Source organism: Thermofilum adornatum (assembly GCF_000446015.1).
GTDB classification, from domain to species: Archaea; Thermoproteota; Thermoprotei; order Thermofilales; family Thermofilaceae; genus Thermofilum; species Thermofilum adornatum.
In genome coordinates, this window is sequence record NC_022093.1 from 1,101,065 (window position 1) to 1,117,537 (window position 16,473).

The following is a 16,473-nucleotide window of genomic DNA, read 5'->3' on the forward strand; positions in this document are numbered from 1 at the left end:
TTTTTGTTAAAGAAGAGTATAAAGACTGCCCGCTATGAGGAGGACAGTCAAAATCTCTCTCACAGCTCTGTTCGGGTCGCTTGCAATAGTGTTTTCAATACTAAGGCTTGAGGCTCCATTCCCATTGTTGCCATGGCTAAAATTCGACCTGGCAGAGATACCATCAATGCTTGCCTACTTTACGTGTGGTCTCGGATACGGTATATTAGCGGAAGCAATTCATTATATCGGTCTCGTCGCTCGAGGATCAAACTTTCTGAATGCTTTCATGAAGTTTCTCGCCGTGGCCAGCATGATGGTCGGCTACTCTCTCTTTACCAGAACCATCCATAAAGCTGTATCCGGAATAGTTCTAAGGGTTGTAGCGGTGTCTATAATGAACTACGTGTACTTTTACTTCCTTTATCCGAACTTTCTCAGCTACGCCTTGAAAGTTGCAGGTTCAATAGAGCTTCTCTATGGCTATACTGCAGTCTTCAACACAATACATGGAGCTTTAACTATTGGCGTATCATTGCTACTTGTCAGAGAAATTGAAAAACGTATCAAGTTGCCTCCTAAGTAGTAGAGGCTTTGAGAGACATTTTTCTTATTTTCTTCATCAATTCTTCGTGGAATCTCGCTATAAGGGCCCTCTTATCTTCCATAAGGACAATATCACTGAGACCCTCCAATACTATGTTGTACGCGAAGGGGGTCGGCGTATCTAGGAGTCCAACATCGACTATCTCTATCTCGCCTTTATGAATTTTCTCGAGAACTTCCCTTGCATGCTGAATATCCATGTAGTCTTCAAGGATCTCTCTGTAAGTCTCTTTTAGAATTGGGAAGTCTTCCCACTTCTTGATCACGCGTAGCAAGGTGCTAGCGTTAAGCTGTTGTTTTTCTACACTTATCTCGTGGCCCTTATAGTTTCTCAGTATCATGAGTCCACGTGTAGCAACGTGCCTGAATCTTCTCTTCATTAGCTCTGTGTTAAAAATTGACTTTTTCAGGTAGTCTTCAAGCTCCTCTGGCCTAATGTCCCTCAGCGAGACATCAATGTTTATGCCAGGCGGATAAATCAAAGCGAAGCCATTGTCATGTATCGCGAGACCTATATTTGAGTTCGCCTTCCGCGACGCTAGGTAGGCTAGGGCGTGAGACAAGGCATCGTTAGTCCTTCTCCCATATAATGTATGGAACACGTGATGGATCCTCCCGGCTTCGTCTCTGTATTTTTCTGTTAAAATGACCCTGTGGCTCGGGAATTTTTTCGACCCAAGAGACTTTAAGACTAAATACTCTTCCTCAAAGTATGAAACAATGGCCTCTGCGCCTGCACTGTTGACTTTGCACTCCCTAGTCAGGTATCTCTTTATTTCTTCCCTAGGCTTTCCACTTGAAATCCACTGGAACATTTTCTCCCTGAATTCTCCGATACGTATAGCCAAATCATAGCTAAGAGGCAACATCTCGCTAAACCATGCGGGAATAGTTGGCTTCTGGTCAAATGCGGGCTTCACATAAGCAGTCATGCCGTCGCTCTTCACGAATTCGTAAACTTTTCCTCCCAATACAAACCTGTCTCCTGGCACGAGTCTTTCTAGGAACTCTTCCTCGATGTTGCCAACATACTTCTTGTCAAGTGTTAGGACTTTTACGCTTACCTCGTCTGGTATTGTACCAATATTCAGTGTGTAGATTACTCTCGCATATTTGCCTCTTCTCCCGAAGACCTTCTCGAAAGGGTCATACCATATCTTTCCATAGACCTTGTATTCCTCTAGTTCTCCATAGCTACCTGAAAGAAACTTTAAAGTGTTCTCGAAATCCTCCCAGGAGAGGTCATGGAAGGAATAACTCCTTCTCACTATTTTGAAAGCGTCTTCAGCATTCATCTTTCTCTCGATAGCCATGCCCACTATGTGCTGTGCTAGAACATCTAGGGGGTTCCTTGGAATATGGACTTTGTCTAAGTGATGCCTATAAGCTTCCCTAATCATTACCGCTACCTCAACTAGGTCGTCCCTGTCCACACATACCATTATACCCTTGCTTGTCTCGTGTAGCCTGTGACCGCTCCTGCCTACCCGTTGGAGGCATCTCGTGACCGATTTTGGGGAGCCTACCTGTACAACCACGTCTATGTATCCAATGTCTATGCCGAGCTCCAAACTGGTACTGCTGACAATTGCCTTGAGTTCTCCCTTTTTCAGCTTCTCTTCTACGTCCATTCTTACTCCACGGCTTAGGGAGCTGTGATGTGTAGCAATCGAATCCTCGGGGATGTCTCCTTTTTTCTTTGCGAGCATCTTGAGGTGGAAAACTACTCTTTCGCTACCGCTTCGTGTGTTTGTAAAGATGAGCGTTGTCCTGTGTTTCTTTACAATGTCGTATAAGGTCTCATACATCTTGCTCGTCACCTCCTGTGCAGGAGTATAAATAAGGTCGCTTACAGGGGAGACGACATGTATGCTCTTTCGCTTTGAGTACCTAGCGTCAACAATGAGGCATGGTCTTGGGGAACCGTCTTCGTTGTATCCAACAAGGAACTTTGCAATCTCGTCCAGGGGATTAATCGTTGCAGAGAGTCCTATCCTAATAAAATCTCTGCCCGTGAGTTCCCTTAATCTCTCGAGAGAGAGTGACAGATGGGCTCCACGTTTGCTCTCAGCAAGGCTGTGTATCTCGTCTACAATCACCCATTTTACAGTTCTAAGCTTCTCGCGGAACTTTGGCGCAACAAGAATGATTGCAAGTGTCTCGGGCGTTGTTATGAGTATATGCGGTGTCTTTCTAAGCATGTTTTGTCTCTGGGAACTAGGGGTATCACCCGTCCTGACGACATGTCTTATCTCTGGTATCTCCTTGCCTCTCTTCTGTGCTATTTCTCTGATTTCCCTGAGAGGCTCTTCTAGGTTACGATAAATATCATTGTTGAGTGCTCTAAGCGGAGACACGTATAGCACGTAGACTGTGTTGTCGAGTTCTCCCTTCTCAGCCATGTTGAAGAGCTCGCTGAGAGCGATAAGAAAGGCCGTCAGCGTTTTGCCTGTTCCCGTGGGGCTAGATACGAGGACATTTTCGCCGTTGTGAATAGGTATAAGTGCATAGCGTTGCGGTGGAGTAAGGTCTCTAAACTTTGATGCAAACCACTCGGCTACAAGCGGATTTAGGATTTTGAGTACTTCCTCCTTGGTGTATTCCCTTTCAGCTACCCTTATAGCCTCCTCCATAAACAATACTGGTTAGCCACCTATATCCACGTAAATTAACTTTTTTCAAGTCCTCTTTTCCTCTCCTCTAAAAGTACACTTAGGGACTCTGCCGCCTCCTCTAGATGATACAGGACATCTTCCAGGAACTCCGCGAGGACTTGGTCTGCATCAGCAACGTCTCTAAGCAAATCGATGGCAAAATCTACACTACTTAGGGCACGCTCAATCTTTTCGTTTAGTTCCTTACTCATAGAAACATTTAACACATAACAAGTTTTTATTGGTAACCATGAAAATTCGAGAAATTGCTGAAAAGCTTTTCCTAGAGCTGGGACAACAAGACATTGTAGCTGGAAGCAGAGAAGAGAGAGAATCGCTCGAAAAAATAAGGGGAATATTTGAGGAGCTACAGCTCCCGGTAGAGACTTACAGTTTTCAATGTTCGAGTTGGCGAGAAAAGCGTGTTTCGCTACATCTTCATGACCATGAATTAAAAGCTGTAGCGATGCCTAACTCTCCGTCTGGAAGTATCGAAGCAAAGGCCGTATACATTGGCGAGCGGATTCTTAGAGAAGAATTCCGGGGACTTGATCTCTCTGGAAAGATAGCAGTAGTCAAGATGTATAGAAAAATAGATGAAATCTCGTGGCAATACCTGAGAGCAGTTGAGAGAGGTGCAGAAGCAGTTATATTTGTTGACCCCTACCCAGACAGAAGAAGGAGAATAGTCATAGTTCCAAGCGTTGACTATACGTTCTCTGTTGGGAGCCCTCCACCAGTCCCGGTAGCATCTGTTTCCCTGGAGGATGGTCTAAAGCTAGTCCAAGCCGCAAACAGGGGCGAAAAAATCATCCTAGAAATAGAGACAGATGCAGACAACTCTGCAACGACGGGGGTAGTAGTGGCTGGAGACCTTGAGGGCCCTATCTTTACGGCACACATTGATAAGTGGCTCAGCGGCTTTACAGACAATGTTCTCGGCCTAGGCATTGTATTGGCACTTGCAGAAAAATATAGGGAAAATGCAGGACTCATAGTATTCGGGTCTGAGGAATACGGGGCACCAGGCTACTCGCCGTGGTACTGGATATGGGGTTCACGGTCTTTCGTTTCTAGACTCGACGAAAGAGATAGGTTAAGCGAGCTAGGTCTAATAATAAATTTTGACACGCTGGGCGGACAAAACATATCCCTGTCAGCTTCTGGAGTAGATCTTCTCTCGGGTCTCAGAAAAATGTTGGGCGACTCATACCGCTACACGCCAGACCAAGTAATCTTTGACAGTTTTAGTTTCACTATGCATGGCCATCCTGCCCTAACAATCCATACCTTCGAGGACACTCTCCCTATATATCACACTGATAAGGATGTCCCAGGCAACGTGGACTGGCAAAAAATAGAGGAGGCTGTACAACTTGCCGAAATAATAGCTACCCACTACATGAAAAACAAATGGAAGATGCTTGACTACACCGTCCTCATAGACAAAGTCAAAGAAAAAGCCATGAAACTTAAAGACATAAAAGAAGCCTCAGAACTCATAGATTTCCTAGAAAAGATAAAAATAGAAAACGAGAAGCAGGCACACTATATAAGAAGGGAACTAACAAGGCCCATCTATGCTGGGACGTATGGAGAAGTATTCGAAGACCCTGTTGTGTCTTATCCTTACCTCCTTGAAGCTGTAGAAGACCTACTGTCCCTAACACAATCTCAAATGGATAATACTAAAGGTGAATCCAAGCTAAAAGCCCTAGTCAAAACAGTTCCAGGCTGGGAAACAAAGATCTATGATTTAAGGATTCTAGTCGATAAGAATGCCTGGGAAGAATTAAGATATCTTACAAGACAACTGGCAACGGTATACCTTGCTGAAACTAGAAAGGTCTTTGAAAAGGTTGCGAGTGTTGCTCTTTAAAAGAGCGATGTTCTTTATTAAGTTGTTTTATTAAATATTCCGCGCTAGATTTATATAGTAAAAGAATTAAGATTATAAAACGTATGACCAACAGTAAAGTCTTTCTGTTAGCCTTCATAGCCCTTCTAGCCTTCACAGCATCCCTGGTCTTCGCTGCCCCCTCATTGAGGCAGTGGACAGGCACAGCCCCAAACATGCCTCTACAAGTAGTTGTAAGCAATGGCGAGCTCATAGTTACCGACCTGTCAAACGACCAGTACAAATACTACAGCCCTCAATACAACTGGCCAATACCTAGCGACCTCGACATTCTAGAAGCAAGGGTTTACAGCGATGGACAAAACATCTATGTCAGATACAAGTTCCAAACACTAAAGAGTAAGTATTCGCCATACGTGATGCTGGTTATGGATTTCACGCCCGACAACGATATGGACGGCTTTGACAACTGGCTCCCAGACTGGTCAGACACAAAGTTGCCCTGGAAATGGGACGCTATTATCGGTGTCAACCTGGGGAAGAAGGATAGCCAGTCATTTGTTTTCTACAGGAGTTGGAACCCCCAGTTTGTTGGCAGTCTAGCTGTTGACCAGGACAACGCTGTAATTGAGGCCATGGTTCCACTTTCAGCTCTTCCCGACTTCCCAAGAAATGGCAAAATCAGGATGGTCATAGTTGTGTTCGCAAATGACTATGGCGGCATATGGGATCCAGGCAAGAAGAAGAACTATGACCCAGAGATAGGCATCGTCATCAACGAGGAAACATTCTACGCATGTAACGTGTATGATATTGCTGGGCAGGCACCCACCAACATGGAGGTCTATGGAAACTGGAAGGACGGGGTTCAAGAAGTAGCAGTATACTACACAGTATCAACTTCAAATGGCATTTTCACCTCTGTGGCGGACTATGGGAGAAAAGTTTCATACGAAAGATCCCTCGCCAAAATGAAGCTAATCTATCCGCCTCTACCGGGCCAGCTTAGAAACTGGGCAGGAACACCCCCACTTACATCTCCTGGTAGCACAGTTGTTTCAAACGAGGCAATAATAACAGACCCAGCAAACGACCAGTACAAGTATTACAGACCAGACTGGAACTGGCCTATTACCAGCGACCTTGATGTCCTCGAGACAAGACTCTACAGTGATGGACAATACCTCTACATACGTGTAAAGCTTTCTACACTGAAAAACAAGTATTCACCCTACATAATGATACCAATAGACTACACCCCAGACAACCCCTCTGATGGCGTCAGCGAGTGGCTACCAGACTGGTCTGACACAAATCTCCCCTGGAAATGGGACGTGATAATAGGTATAAATTTTGGTAAAAGCGAAACCCAGCCCTTCGTAATCGACTCTTCATGGAATCCCAAGTTCACAGGTCAACTGGCCGTCAACCAGACACAAGGCGTAATCGAGGCCAAGATACCTCTAAGTAGCCTGCCAGGATTCCCGACAAATGGCAAAATAAAATATACTGTCATCATTTTCGCCAATAGTTTTGGAGGCGTATGGGATCCGGGTCAGAACAACGCTGTAGATCCCTCCACAGGTAAAACAATTTCCGAAAATGACTATGCAAGCGATGTTTACGACATAGCCGGCCAGGCCCCAACATCTGCTGAAGTCTACGGTGGATGGGGCAATGGAAGCCAGACAGTAAAAACAGCCTTCACAGCCCAGTTGACAAATGGCCTCTTTGTAGGAATCACGTCAGCTTAAATTATTTCTTTTAAAAAATTATTTTTTCTTTCTTTATATCTTCTTCATTTGCAACATAGATTGCGTCATCACCAATAACATAGTGTGTTCTTGCAATGCTTAACACTCTCTTTAAGGCCTTCTCGAGACTCGTCGCCTTGAAGAGAGCCCCAGCCGCATACTTGTGTCCGCCGCCGCCAAGGCTACTAGCGATGACAGAGGCGTCATAGCTGGAGGACGGCTGCGCCCCCGCGTAAAGCCTAAATTTGAACAGCCCCCTCGGGACAATTACAAGTGTAAATTCTGCCCCCCTGCGTTCTAGGAGGATCGTCAAGTATCTATAGGCAATGCCTAGATCTTTCTTGAAAGCTACAATTGTAACTTTTTCGACAGGTATTTTTTCAGCAATTTTCTCCGTTCTTTTTCTCATCTCCTCATGCCGAGAAATCCACTCTCTTACCTCCTCGCGCTTCAAGGCTTCAAGCCCTTCTCGAGCCAGAAGTTCTACGAGACGTAGCTTTCCACGGTATCCCGCCCCCTTTACCGCCGCGTCCAGTAACAAGGCTTCCTGAGACCTTATATTAGCTGTGTCGGTCTCGACAGCCAAGTTTACGAGGGTAACGGCGAGCGGATTATTATCCAGCGAGAGTGCTTTCATGGCAAGAAATGCTGAGGCTGGCGCTGATGGGTCATAGAATTCCTCATCCGCACATGGGGAATTTGTTACGTGGTGGTCAGCCCTAAGTCTAGCTTTTCCTGGACAGGGCAGATCGGCAACAAAGTCCCAGTAAACGCGCCGCAGTATGGGGCTTCTTAATACGTCTTGTGGATGTGCTAGAACTATCTCTGCATCTGGTTTTGAAATCTTGAAGAGGGTTGCACTGACTATACCGTCCACGTCTCCTGCGTCTGACAATGCCAGCGGCTTCTTTTTTATCTGTGCCGTCAATATTTGTAGAGTCCTATAGATGGATACATATGACATCATTAATGCATCACGCCCCTCAAAAATTCTCATAGAAATAAAAGGTTATCTTGGTAGCCAATTTATCCTATGACAGCAAGTTCCTTTACTGTCTTGCCCTCCTCAAACCTAGACAAGACAAGGTTGCCAGCCTCCTGGCTCCTCGGTCTACCCGAAGTTATCCAGCTCGCCACCTCCTCTGCTACTACGGGGGCCATCATAAATCCGTGGCCACTAAAACCTGTAGCAATGTAGAGGTTTTCGATAGGCGTAACTGGACCGATTATTGGATGATGATCAGGAGTCATCTCGTAATACCCGGGCCAGTACCTGAGGATGTTCACGTTTGGGAGCCACGGAAGCCACTTGCTCCAAACCGAGACAACCTTCTCGAGGAAGGCTAGCTTAACACTCAGCTCGCCGAACGGCTTCTCTTCTACGTCCACACCCATCAATACATTACCGTGGAAAGTTTGCACCGCGTATGCCCCAGAAGCCACGTCTATTATCAACGGGTCAAAAAGCCTGCCAAAGTCTTCGGTTAACGCTGCATGGTGTGGCACCGGCGTGAGGGGTATCTTTATCCCGTTTCTCTCGAGCAGATATACAGAGTAGGCCCCCGCAGTGACGGCAACGTTTCTAGCAGGTATCTTTTCACCATCTATCAGCACGCCCTTGGCAGCCCCGTTTTCTATATCTATGCGTGTAACCTCTTTTCCAACCAAAAACTCTACTCCAAGACTCTTTGCGGCCAAGAACTGTTTATACAACGAGTCGAAGGGGCTGGCTTTGCCCGCCAAAGGGTCAAAGAGAGCCCCAACCATCTTGGAAGTATCCACGTAAGGAGCAACTTCTTTGACGAAGTCCTCGCCCACGAGCCTTGTATCTAGGCCGAACATATGGTGGATACGCATATACCCCTTAATCTTCTCTAAGTCTTCTTCCCTGTGGGTAAGCCACAGGTACCCGCTCCTTGAGTACTTCACGCCAAGCTTTTCCTTGAGCTCTCCCCACAGCTCGATGCTCCTCTTCATCAAGACTATGTGCTCTCTACTAGTAAAGCTGGCCCTGATGCCGCCGGCACAGCGGAAAGTCGAGCCGCTGCCGAGATAGTTCCTTTCAACAAGTAGGATCTTGCCAAAGCCCTGCTCTGCCAGCTTAAAAGCCAGGCTAACACCTATAATGCCGCCTCCAACGATTATCAAATCATACATCCTTCTTCACCCTCAAGAAAAGCCTCACAGGGACAGGTTCAAGAGGTGGACGAATAGCAACATAGCTCAGCTTTTCTACTGGAACTCCAAGCTTGCGGGAAAGAATACCAAGAACTATTGGCACACAGTATCTTCCCTGGCATGGCCCCATCCCAATCCGCAAGTAGCGCTTTAAACTCTCTACATCGCGAAAGCCCATGTCTATTGCTCTCTCCACGTCCTCGACAGTTACCCGCTCGCACATACACACATAACTATTCAACTTCTTCTCGCTCGTACCGACCTCACCTCCATAACCAACTCTTCAGGAACCTCAACAGTCACAACCTGAGTCTTATTTACCTCGAAAACTCTCAAAACCACACCTGTACCAAGGACTCTGCCATCCCTGCCCAGCAACTCTACAAAATCCCCCTTCTTCAACTTGGGTAGAAACTCATAGGGTACAGTAACCTTAGCGGGGCCGCTGAGATCCACCAGGAACATTGCTTGGCCAGGACACGTCCCAACACATACTCCGCACCCAGTACACTTTTCCCAGTCTATCTTGGGTCTCCCCCTCAAGCCGCCAACCATTATAGCCTTAACGGGGCACACAGCCTCACACACATTACATGGTATCTCCTCTACGCATTCCGTTACAGCCACAGTCCCCCTTTTCAGTCTCTCAATGGGTGGAACTAGTCCAAGCGAGAACAATGTCTCCTTTTCAATAATCCCGCTACGCCTATACATTTAGACTCACCTTTTTCTGCCCCTCTAGAATTTTGACCGAAAACTGGGTCCCCCTCACTTCTTCCAGGAGCCTGAGAGTCTCCTCACGCTCTTCAACCAGCTCTTTCTGTGGACCAAGGATACTTATTGTAGCCGAGAGCCCAGCTATCCTGCCAGTGAGAAGCGCCGTAGTGGCCTCCTCCACGCCAGAAGCATCTCCAGCCACATATACTCCAGGTACACTGGTCTCCATATACTTGTTCCTGTAAGGAACATAGCCCCCGAGCTCACTCGACCAGACCATTTTTGCCCCCATTTCTGCCAGCAAGCGGGCCTCCGGCGTCAGTCCAACAGCAAGCAACAGCAAATCAGCATCAAACACTTTCTCTGAACCCTCTATGGGCTGATAGTCTCTTCCAACCCTAGCCACGACAACCTTTTCAACATGGCTAGACCCCTCAGCTCTAAGTACTGTATGCTCCGTCAATATAGGAACCCCCAGCCTGCGAACCTTAGCCGCATGCACAAACCAGCCGCCAATCTCGGGTCTAACCTCAACTATGGCCGCCACATCGACCCCCGCCTGTAGCAATTGATAAGAAACAATCAACCCCACATTGCCCGCACCCACAACTACTGCCCTCTCGCCAGGCTTAACCCCATACTCATTCATCAACGTCTGGGCTGCACCTGCACCCATTACGCCTGGAAGAGTATTTCCCGGAAACGGGAGGAAACGCTCCACAGCACCAGTGCCCACAACTACAGCCCTGGGTTTAACCCTTAAAAGCCGGCCATTGCTGTTTACAGCCAGGACCCCCTCGCTAAACCACCCAAAGACAGAAGACCGCGTGTAAATCTTGACGCCCAGCTCCTCGGCCTCCTTAACTAGCTTCTCAGCTATCTGAAAACCCCTCAGCCCACCAAAAAGCTCGCCAGAGCCAAAAAACTTGTGCGTCTGCTTGACTAGTTGCCCACCAGGCCTAAAATGCCTCTCAAAAACCACCACTTTGAGTCCTCTCTTGGCAGCTGAAATAGCTGCAGAGAGCCCAGAAGGCCCAGAACCAACTATAACAACGTCAGCTAGGATTTCTTCGCTTTCAGATGGCACTTCCTCTCCCGTGCTCGGCAAAGAAGCGACATCGCTCTCGACAATGATACCATCCATAGCCGGCTCAATACAAGCCCTAACCTTGCTCTTGCCGTTAACCCGTACCATACACCCAGAACAATACCCAATCATACAGAAGGGGCCCTGAGGCTCAGGAGTATTCCTGAAACTTCTCACACCACTGGCCCAAAGTGCGGCTGCTATGCTTTCACCCTCAAAGCCCTCGATAGGTTTCCCATTGAAATAGAACCTTAACTCTCTTCCTCGCTTAAACGTTAGGATAGGGTGTTCCGAAATCCTCACATTTAAACCTTATTCAAAACGAAAATAAATAATTTTTTATAATAAAGGGAAATACTGATACAGCTGTAAACTCAAGGGAAAATCTTTACAACGACTCATGCGAAAAACTTTTATTGCTTCTTTTTGTCAAAACAGCTTAGAATGTATGTCGAAATAGACGTTGACAAAATTAAAAAAGACTTTCAAATAAACCTTTCCCGTGCGCTAAGCATAGGCTACCCCCTAAAATACGCAATAGCTAAGGCCTTATCATGGACACTAATGAAGTATCCATGGATTCAAGAAATATATTACTCAGAAATAAGCCTAGGCGAGTTTGTCGAGGGAGAAGACATAGATGGAAGAGACGTGGATGTCCTTATCAAGACCAGCATACCTTCGACGAACATCTCGAGATCAATCGAACAACAACTAGAAGATACACTGAACACGGTTCTACAAGAACTAGGGCTATGCCCCAGTAACGGGCACAACATTGTAGAGCTACACATAGACGACATATATGCTAGATGCGCCTCTGAAGCCACTCTAAACGGCAGGACACCCCACAACGCAATACTGCTCTACAAAAGCGGGACAGCCACATTTAAAAACCTAGAAAAAGAAACACCGATGTGGACGAAGCCCTAGAAAGAATACTTGAACAACTCGAAAAAGATTTGCCAGGAATCGTTCTCGAAGAGGCTTCTAAAGTGGAAAATCCAAGGATAAGCGGCATCTATGTTTATGCAAAAAACTACGACTACTTAAAATATCACCTCGCAAAGAAGCTGGCCCAGGCACTCATACAAATCCCGTGCATCAGGGAGGTCTACTACGCAGACATAGCCTCAGGAGAATACATCACGGGACAGACATATTTCGGCAGAGACATAGACCTAATAATAATCGCAGACCAGCAGGACTGTCCCCAGCTCAAGGAATACCTCACAATTCTAGAACAAAAAATAAACCAAATAGTTGCAAGAACAGCTACAAAACTTCCAGAACTAGGCTGGCTAAAGACACTTGCAGAAACAAACGGAATAGTAGAATTCCACCTAGACGACGTCTACACAAAGATGCTACAGGACAAGAAAACCCAACACAGAATCTCCGACCTAAACGTTATACAGCTTGCAAACAAATAGCCCTAAAAAAGAGAAGCACCCTCATAAGCCTTATAAAGCAGGACACACAGATGGTTTTTGATTCCCATGCTCATGATTTATAACGATGGAAAACATAAAGTAGCAGTTTTCAGGGAACTAACACCCAAAGGTGCCGTCCAAACAAACCAGCTCACAATAGTCCACGGCGAAGAAGCACTACTAGCAGACCCAGGAGGAAGAGTAGTCTTCAGCAAACTAATGTCCGAAATCTCTGTAATCGCACCAGCAACCAAGATAAAATACATCTTCTACACGCACCAGGACCCAGACGTCATGGGTGCCGCCGCAAGCTGGTACACCGCATTACCCAACGCAAAGATACTCCTACCAGAAATATGGGCAAGATTCATACCACACTTGTTCCCCCCAGACACAAACATAACAGAAAGACTCATGCCAATACCGGACAACGGCACAGAAATACAGCTCTCAGACTGCACACTAAAACTCATACCAGCCCACTTTCTACACTCCCCCGGAAACTTTTCACTATACGACCCATGCTCAAAAACGCTCTTCTCAGGCGACATATTCGCTTCACTCCTACCACCGGGCACAGACTACGACACAGCACCAGACATAGACCAGCACATACAATATATGGAGACCTTCCACAAAAGATACATGGCCTCCAACAAGGCGCTAAAGGCATGGGTAGCCAAGGTCAAAAACCTAGACATAGAAACAATCATACCGCAACACGGCGCAATAATCAAGTCAAAACCCCACATAGAAAAAGCCCTACAGTGGCTCGAAAACCTACAAGCAGGAATAGACCTCTTATACTAACCATCATGATAACAAGGTTATTTCAATTATTTTAAACAGAGAAAAACAAAAATAACCACGTTATCATCAAAAATAACTTAGATATATCAAAAACTAAAAATTATTCGTCTGCCTCAGATCCCTGACTAGATACAAGTTCTAGGGCTTCCTCTAAGCTCTCTCCGTCAACAATTGAATTTATCATCTTAACAATTTCCTTAAACTCGTAGTATTCAGCTATCTTCATTAAAGCGATTCTCTGGTTGTCATAGCTAATATGTGGCGCCCCTTCGTGAAGTTTCTTTGAAAGCTCTGAAATAAGCATACTTATTTTATCATCCATGTTTTTTATGGATAAGCCAGCAAGATACAACGCCAGAAGTGGCCTAGCAAACTGATGTCTAATAAAAGCTCTCCCTTTGCTAATCACCTTAAAGGCGAGATAGTTAAGTATAGCTGAATAGTAATAGGCGCATATTTCATCTTTACACTCGATATAGCTTACGTGGCTATCAACTATTGTATTCTCTTCGGGCCTGAATGCGAAAGCCGAAAATATCCTGTCGCATCTATATGCTACATAAAACTTGTTTGTATTCAAGGTAATGATTTTACTGGGTTGCCTTAGTTCTTCGCTTAACCTCTCAATTTTCTTGCTGATTTCACTTGTAACATAACGTTCATTTAGACTCAAGGCATCACGTAGAAAATTCTTAAGTGATTCTTCACCTTTTGACGAGAGAAGAACCTCAAGTTGCTTACGTAGCCTAAAAGGATTAATTTCGCCTACATAGACAAGTTTATAGATATTAATCCCGTATTCATCTAACATCTTTCGAGGAACAACAAGCTCTTTGTTCGTATTATGAAGCCTAAAAACAAACCTAGCATCGCTAAAATTATATTCATCAAGAACCAAGCCTGCATATTCCTCCTCACTTTTCTTCCTTTCTCCACCCAGTAAACCCATTATGTAGAGTCCCTTTGGATAAATTTTTTCAACTCCAAGTTCTTCGGCTAGCCGTTCAAGATCCTCAGAGAAATAAAGCAAGCCAGGCTTAATGTATTCGTCATAGCTTTTATTGAAAGGCTTGACCATCAGATAGTCTTTTATCTCGTCAAGCTTGAGACGCTTGCTATACCTTTTGTCTTCTGGCAAAACTAGTTTGATTACATTAGCCTCTGATGTGAAGCGAGAACCCTCCTGCGTTTTCTTGACAACTATAACTGCAGGATAAATACCATGCTCAAAGACGTCAAAGTCAAAATCAAAAAGCTTCACATGGCCCCATTGCTTCTTCATAAAGCTTTTAACAATACAGTATGTAGCCACTATTCCGGCAGGTATCGGTGTCTTGTGATTAAATAGCTGATCTCTATTCATTATAAACGCCACACCCTCATTAGCAAGCTCTAGAGATCTTGCAAGGCCAGCTGATGCAATATCAGCTCCAGCAATTAGCTGTCCTGTTTTTCTCGCATCAATTTGTTTCTTTTCTTCTTTCTTCTTGTCTTTTTTCTCTATACATTCCTTAATTTTTTCAGACATATTTTCTCTGATTTTTTCCGAATAAGGTGCATTATACTCCGTAACAGGGATCCATGGAGGATTCGTGACTATAATATCTGCTTTAAATTTCTTTAATGCAAGCGAGGTGTAAACAGACATTAAAACAGTACTCCAAACATCGTTACCTTGATGCGTATGAATTAGATTGGCTATCGTAGAAGCTACAGAATCCTTTCTAAAATGTTCGAGGAAACTTTGAATAAAGATATCATTGCTGTTTTTCAAGTCTTCAAAAATCTGCTCATTAATTTCTCTCTCCACACATTCTTGTTCTAGTCCACAACTCTGATAAGCAAACCTAATTGCAAGGGCGATGCTTCTCTCCAATGTTCTTAGACTTGCTAAAATGTCAGAAGTCTTCTTCCACTGTACCGCGTTAATGTTGATTAGATATTCTAGGTAGGAAGATGCTTTCTCTAAAATATCCTCTAATCCGGGAAACACTATACTTTCTTCTCCAAAGAGCGTAGCGAAGGTGTCGATATGATAAACATGAGGAGGGTTGTCGGGTTCTTTGCCTGTAGAACGCTTGTAAGCCATAACCATTTCAGCCCTAGCAACGGCAACAGCCAGGGGATTAACATCAAAACCGACAACCTCGCCGAAAGCTTCGTCAGGCTTCTCGTTCAATTCTATCTTCCTATGAAAGGTTCTTACAAGAAAAGTTCCTGAACCACAAAACGGATCCAAAACAATTTTATTTTTCATGTCAAATTCATTAACAATCATTTCTACAAGCCAGGGAGGCGTATAGTATTCTCCTAGTCTCCTCCTTACAGGAGGCTCCACGAGAAATTCATACAAAGTCCTAAAAACGTCTTCTGCAGTATTCTGGGACCAATCAACTAAGCTGGCTCTTCTAATAATCTCATTTAACACTTTTGTCAGGTTTATCTTTGTTTCACTAGCACGTAAGGCAACTCTCCACCAGTTCAGATAAGGCAAAGCAACATCAACATTCAAAAGCGAACCACTACAAATGTCCTCTGCATTGCCGCTTTTCTCGAGAGCAATCGACAAAGAGGCCAAAACAGCCATATGCATATACGTGTGACGGATAAAAAGGTCCTCAAAAAACTCTTCACCAGCCTCACCATATAACATTCGCATTATTCCCTTATATGCTTCATAGAGTGGACTTATTCTCGGATCATTTTTTAACATGCCGAAAATGTTTCTAAGATTTTCCAGAAGCTCATTGATGTTTAGTTTATAAAGAGCTTCAATGTTTCTGGAAATGGGAGGAATCTTAAATGTCCTTATTTGTGGGATAACCTGAGTCTTTAAAAATTCTTTTGCCTCTTCTAAGCCACATTCTGTTATAAGCTCAAGACCAGTTTCTCTTACACGATAAATTCTCCACTTTGACCAATTCGTCAAAATGTAAAAATTTGCTCTAGAAACAACGGGCCAATACTTCGAGGTCGCATCTTGAACGGCTGCGTCAAACTCTTGCTCATATGACTTGAATTCGAAAACCACTTGACCTCCAAGTAACATGTCAACAGCTTTTTTCTCAGTCTCGGACACGTAGACCTCTTGAGGCATTAAGAGGTCTATCTGTTCCCTAGACAAAAGCTGATCCAGCATTAATAGGTCGGGATTCTTCTCAATCTCGTACCTTGCTCTAATAGCATCTCTTAAAAGCCAGGTGAGAAGACCTACTGTTTTCACCCTGACATTCTCGTGTAACTTACTTGACATAACAAGTACCCCTTGTCCATATGTCTAATGCTCAACAAGCTATAACCCACACAGCTCATAAATCATTCCTTAAACCACTATAAATTTGTAATTCATAGGTACGCCAAAAACCTTCCTGAACCATTAATACACAAAAATCGTAAC

Annotated in this window: 14 protein-coding genes; 6 read left to right on the forward strand and 8 right to left on the reverse strand. The window is 44.8% G+C overall.

All coding sequences use genetic code 11. From position 1 onward, the window contains the following. Positions 1–34: 34 nt before the first annotated feature. Positions 35–565 carry an ECF transporter S component gene (locus tag N186_RS06020; protein ID WP_020962889.1) on the forward strand — a complete coding sequence of 177 codons (531 nt, stop codon included), beginning with the start codon at positions 35–37 and terminating at the stop codon, positions 563–565. Here the strand turns inward: N186_RS06020 and N186_RS06025 are convergent. After that, positions 558–3,218 carry an ATP-dependent helicase gene (locus tag N186_RS06025; protein ID WP_020962890.1) on the reverse strand — a complete coding sequence of 887 codons (2,661 nt, stop codon included), beginning with the start codon at positions 3,216–3,218 and terminating at the stop codon, positions 558–560. The two genes, N186_RS06020 and N186_RS06025, sit on opposite strands and share 8 nt — an antisense overlap. A 35-nt stretch (positions 3,219–3,253) precedes the next feature. Then, on the reverse strand, positions 3,254–3,451 hold the full coding sequence (locus tag N186_RS06030; RefSeq protein WP_020962891.1) for a hypothetical protein: 198 nt from the start codon (positions 3,449–3,451) through the stop codon (positions 3,254–3,256). A gap of 38 nt (positions 3,452–3,489) precedes the next feature. Here N186_RS06030 and N186_RS06035 point away from each other — a divergent pair, with 38 nt between their 5' ends. After that, a complete protein-coding gene (locus N186_RS06035) occupies positions 3,490–5,118 on the forward strand; it encodes a M28 family peptidase (protein ID WP_020962892.1) in 1,629 nt (542 codons plus the stop codon). An 83-nt stretch (positions 5,119–5,201) separates the two neighbouring features. Continuing rightward, the gene (locus tag N186_RS06040; protein WP_020962893.1) at positions 5,202–6,851 is read left to right on the forward strand and encodes a hypothetical protein; all 1,650 of its coding nucleotides are present in this window, start codon (positions 5,202–5,204) and stop codon (positions 6,849–6,851) included. Between the two features lie 10 nt (positions 6,852–6,861). Here N186_RS06040 and N186_RS06045 read toward each other — a convergent pair whose 3' ends face one another. Genes N186_RS06045 through N186_RS06065 form a run of 5 tightly spaced genes read right to left on the reverse strand, consistent with a single transcriptional unit; the run spans position 6,862 to position 11,136 of the window. Next, positions 6,862–7,818: a DHH family phosphoesterase gene (locus tag N186_RS06045; protein ID WP_020962894.1), complete on the reverse strand. Its 957-nt coding sequence runs from the start codon at positions 7,816–7,818 to the stop codon at positions 6,862–6,864. A gap of 59 nt (positions 7,819–7,877) precedes the next feature. Then, positions 7,878–9,008, reverse strand: coding sequence for an NAD(P)/FAD-dependent oxidoreductase (locus N186_RS06050; protein ID WP_020962895.1), 1,131 nt, complete (start codon positions 9,006–9,008; stop codon positions 7,878–7,880). Continuing rightward, positions 9,001–9,252 (reverse strand): (2Fe-2S)-binding protein, encoded by a 252-nt coding sequence (locus N186_RS06055; RefSeq protein WP_052885537.1) that lies wholly within the window; start codon positions 9,250–9,252, stop codon positions 9,001–9,003. Before N186_RS06055 ends, N186_RS06050 begins: the two co-directional genes overlap by 8 nt. A gap of 14 nt (positions 9,253–9,266) precedes the next feature. After that, positions 9,267–9,743 carry a 4Fe-4S binding protein gene (locus tag N186_RS06060; RefSeq protein WP_020962897.1) on the reverse strand — a complete coding sequence of 159 codons (477 nt, stop codon included), beginning with the start codon at positions 9,741–9,743 and terminating at the stop codon, positions 9,267–9,269. Beyond that, positions 9,736–11,136 carry an FAD-dependent oxidoreductase gene (locus N186_RS06065; RefSeq protein ID WP_020962898.1) on the reverse strand — a complete coding sequence of 467 codons (1,401 nt, stop codon included), beginning with the start codon at positions 11,134–11,136 and terminating at the stop codon, positions 9,736–9,738. The genes N186_RS06060 and N186_RS06065 overlap by 8 nt, the downstream gene beginning before the upstream one ends. A 141-nt stretch (positions 11,137–11,277) precedes the next feature. Here N186_RS06065 and N186_RS06070 point away from each other — a divergent pair, with 141 nt between their 5' ends. From N186_RS06070 to N186_RS06080, 3 genes are all read left to right on the forward strand, one after another. Further along, positions 11,278–11,766 (forward strand): hypothetical protein, encoded by a 489-nt coding sequence (locus N186_RS06070; RefSeq protein WP_020962899.1) that lies wholly within the window; start codon positions 11,278–11,280, stop codon positions 11,764–11,766. Beyond that, on the forward strand, positions 11,751–12,266 hold the full coding sequence (locus N186_RS06075) for a hypothetical protein (protein WP_020962900.1): 516 nt from the start codon (positions 11,751–11,753) through the stop codon (positions 12,264–12,266). The genes N186_RS06070 and N186_RS06075 overlap by 16 nt, the downstream gene beginning before the upstream one ends. A 66-nt stretch (positions 12,267–12,332) precedes the next feature. Then, positions 12,333–13,076 (forward strand): oxygen-binding di-iron domain-containing protein, encoded by a 744-nt coding sequence (locus N186_RS06080; protein ID WP_020962901.1) that lies wholly within the window; start codon positions 12,333–12,335, stop codon positions 13,074–13,076. Between the two features lie 100 nt (positions 13,077–13,176). On the opposite strand, the gene N186_RS06085 is transcribed toward N186_RS06080, so the two are convergent. Beyond that, positions 13,177–16,329, reverse strand: coding sequence for an N-6 DNA methylase (locus N186_RS06085; protein WP_148682109.1), 3,153 nt, complete (start codon positions 16,327–16,329; stop codon positions 13,177–13,179). Positions 16,330–16,473 lie beyond the last annotated feature (144 nt).

Excerpts from the sequence above, each read along its gene's own strand:
- N186_RS06070 (WP_020962899.1), top strand. The coding sequence starts at position 11,278 with ATGTATGTCGAAATAGACGTTGACAAAATTAAAAAAGACTTTCAAATA.
- N186_RS06030 (WP_020962891.1), bottom strand. The coding sequence starts at position 3,451 with ATGAGTAAGGAACTAAACGAAAAGATTGAGCGTGCCCTAAGTAGTGTA.
- N186_RS06035 (WP_020962892.1), top strand. The coding sequence starts at position 3,490 with ATGAAAATTCGAGAAATTGCTGAAAAGCTTTTCCTAGAGCTGGGACAA.
- N186_RS06080 (WP_020962901.1), top strand. The coding sequence starts at position 12,333 with ATGCTCATGATTTATAACGATGGAAAACATAAAGTAGCAGTTTTCAGG.
- N186_RS06020 (WP_020962889.1), top strand. The coding sequence starts at position 35 with ATGAGGAGGACAGTCAAAATCTCTCTCACAGCTCTGTTCGGGTCGCTT.
- N186_RS06025 (WP_020962890.1), bottom strand. The coding sequence starts at position 3,218 with ATGGAGGAGGCTATAAGGGTAGCTGAAAGGGAATACACCAAGGAGGAA.
- N186_RS06055 (WP_052885537.1), bottom strand. The coding sequence starts at position 9,252 with ATGTGCGAGCGGGTAACTGTCGAGGACGTGGAGAGAGCAATAGACATG.
- N186_RS06040 (WP_020962893.1), top strand. The coding sequence starts at position 5,202 with ATGACCAACAGTAAAGTCTTTCTGTTAGCCTTCATAGCCCTTCTAGCC.
- N186_RS06060 (WP_020962897.1), bottom strand. The coding sequence starts at position 9,743 with ATGTATAGGCGTAGCGGGATTATTGAAAAGGAGACATTGTTCTCGCTT.
- N186_RS06045 (WP_020962894.1), bottom strand. The coding sequence starts at position 7,818 with ATGATGTCATATGTATCCATCTATAGGACTCTACAAATATTGACGGCA.
- N186_RS06085 (WP_148682109.1), bottom strand. The coding sequence starts at position 16,329 with ATGTCAAGTAAGTTACACGAGAATGTCAGGGTGAAAACAGTAGGTCTT.
- N186_RS06050 (WP_020962895.1), bottom strand. The coding sequence starts at position 9,008 with ATGTATGATTTGATAATCGTTGGAGGCGGCATTATAGGTGTTAGCCTG.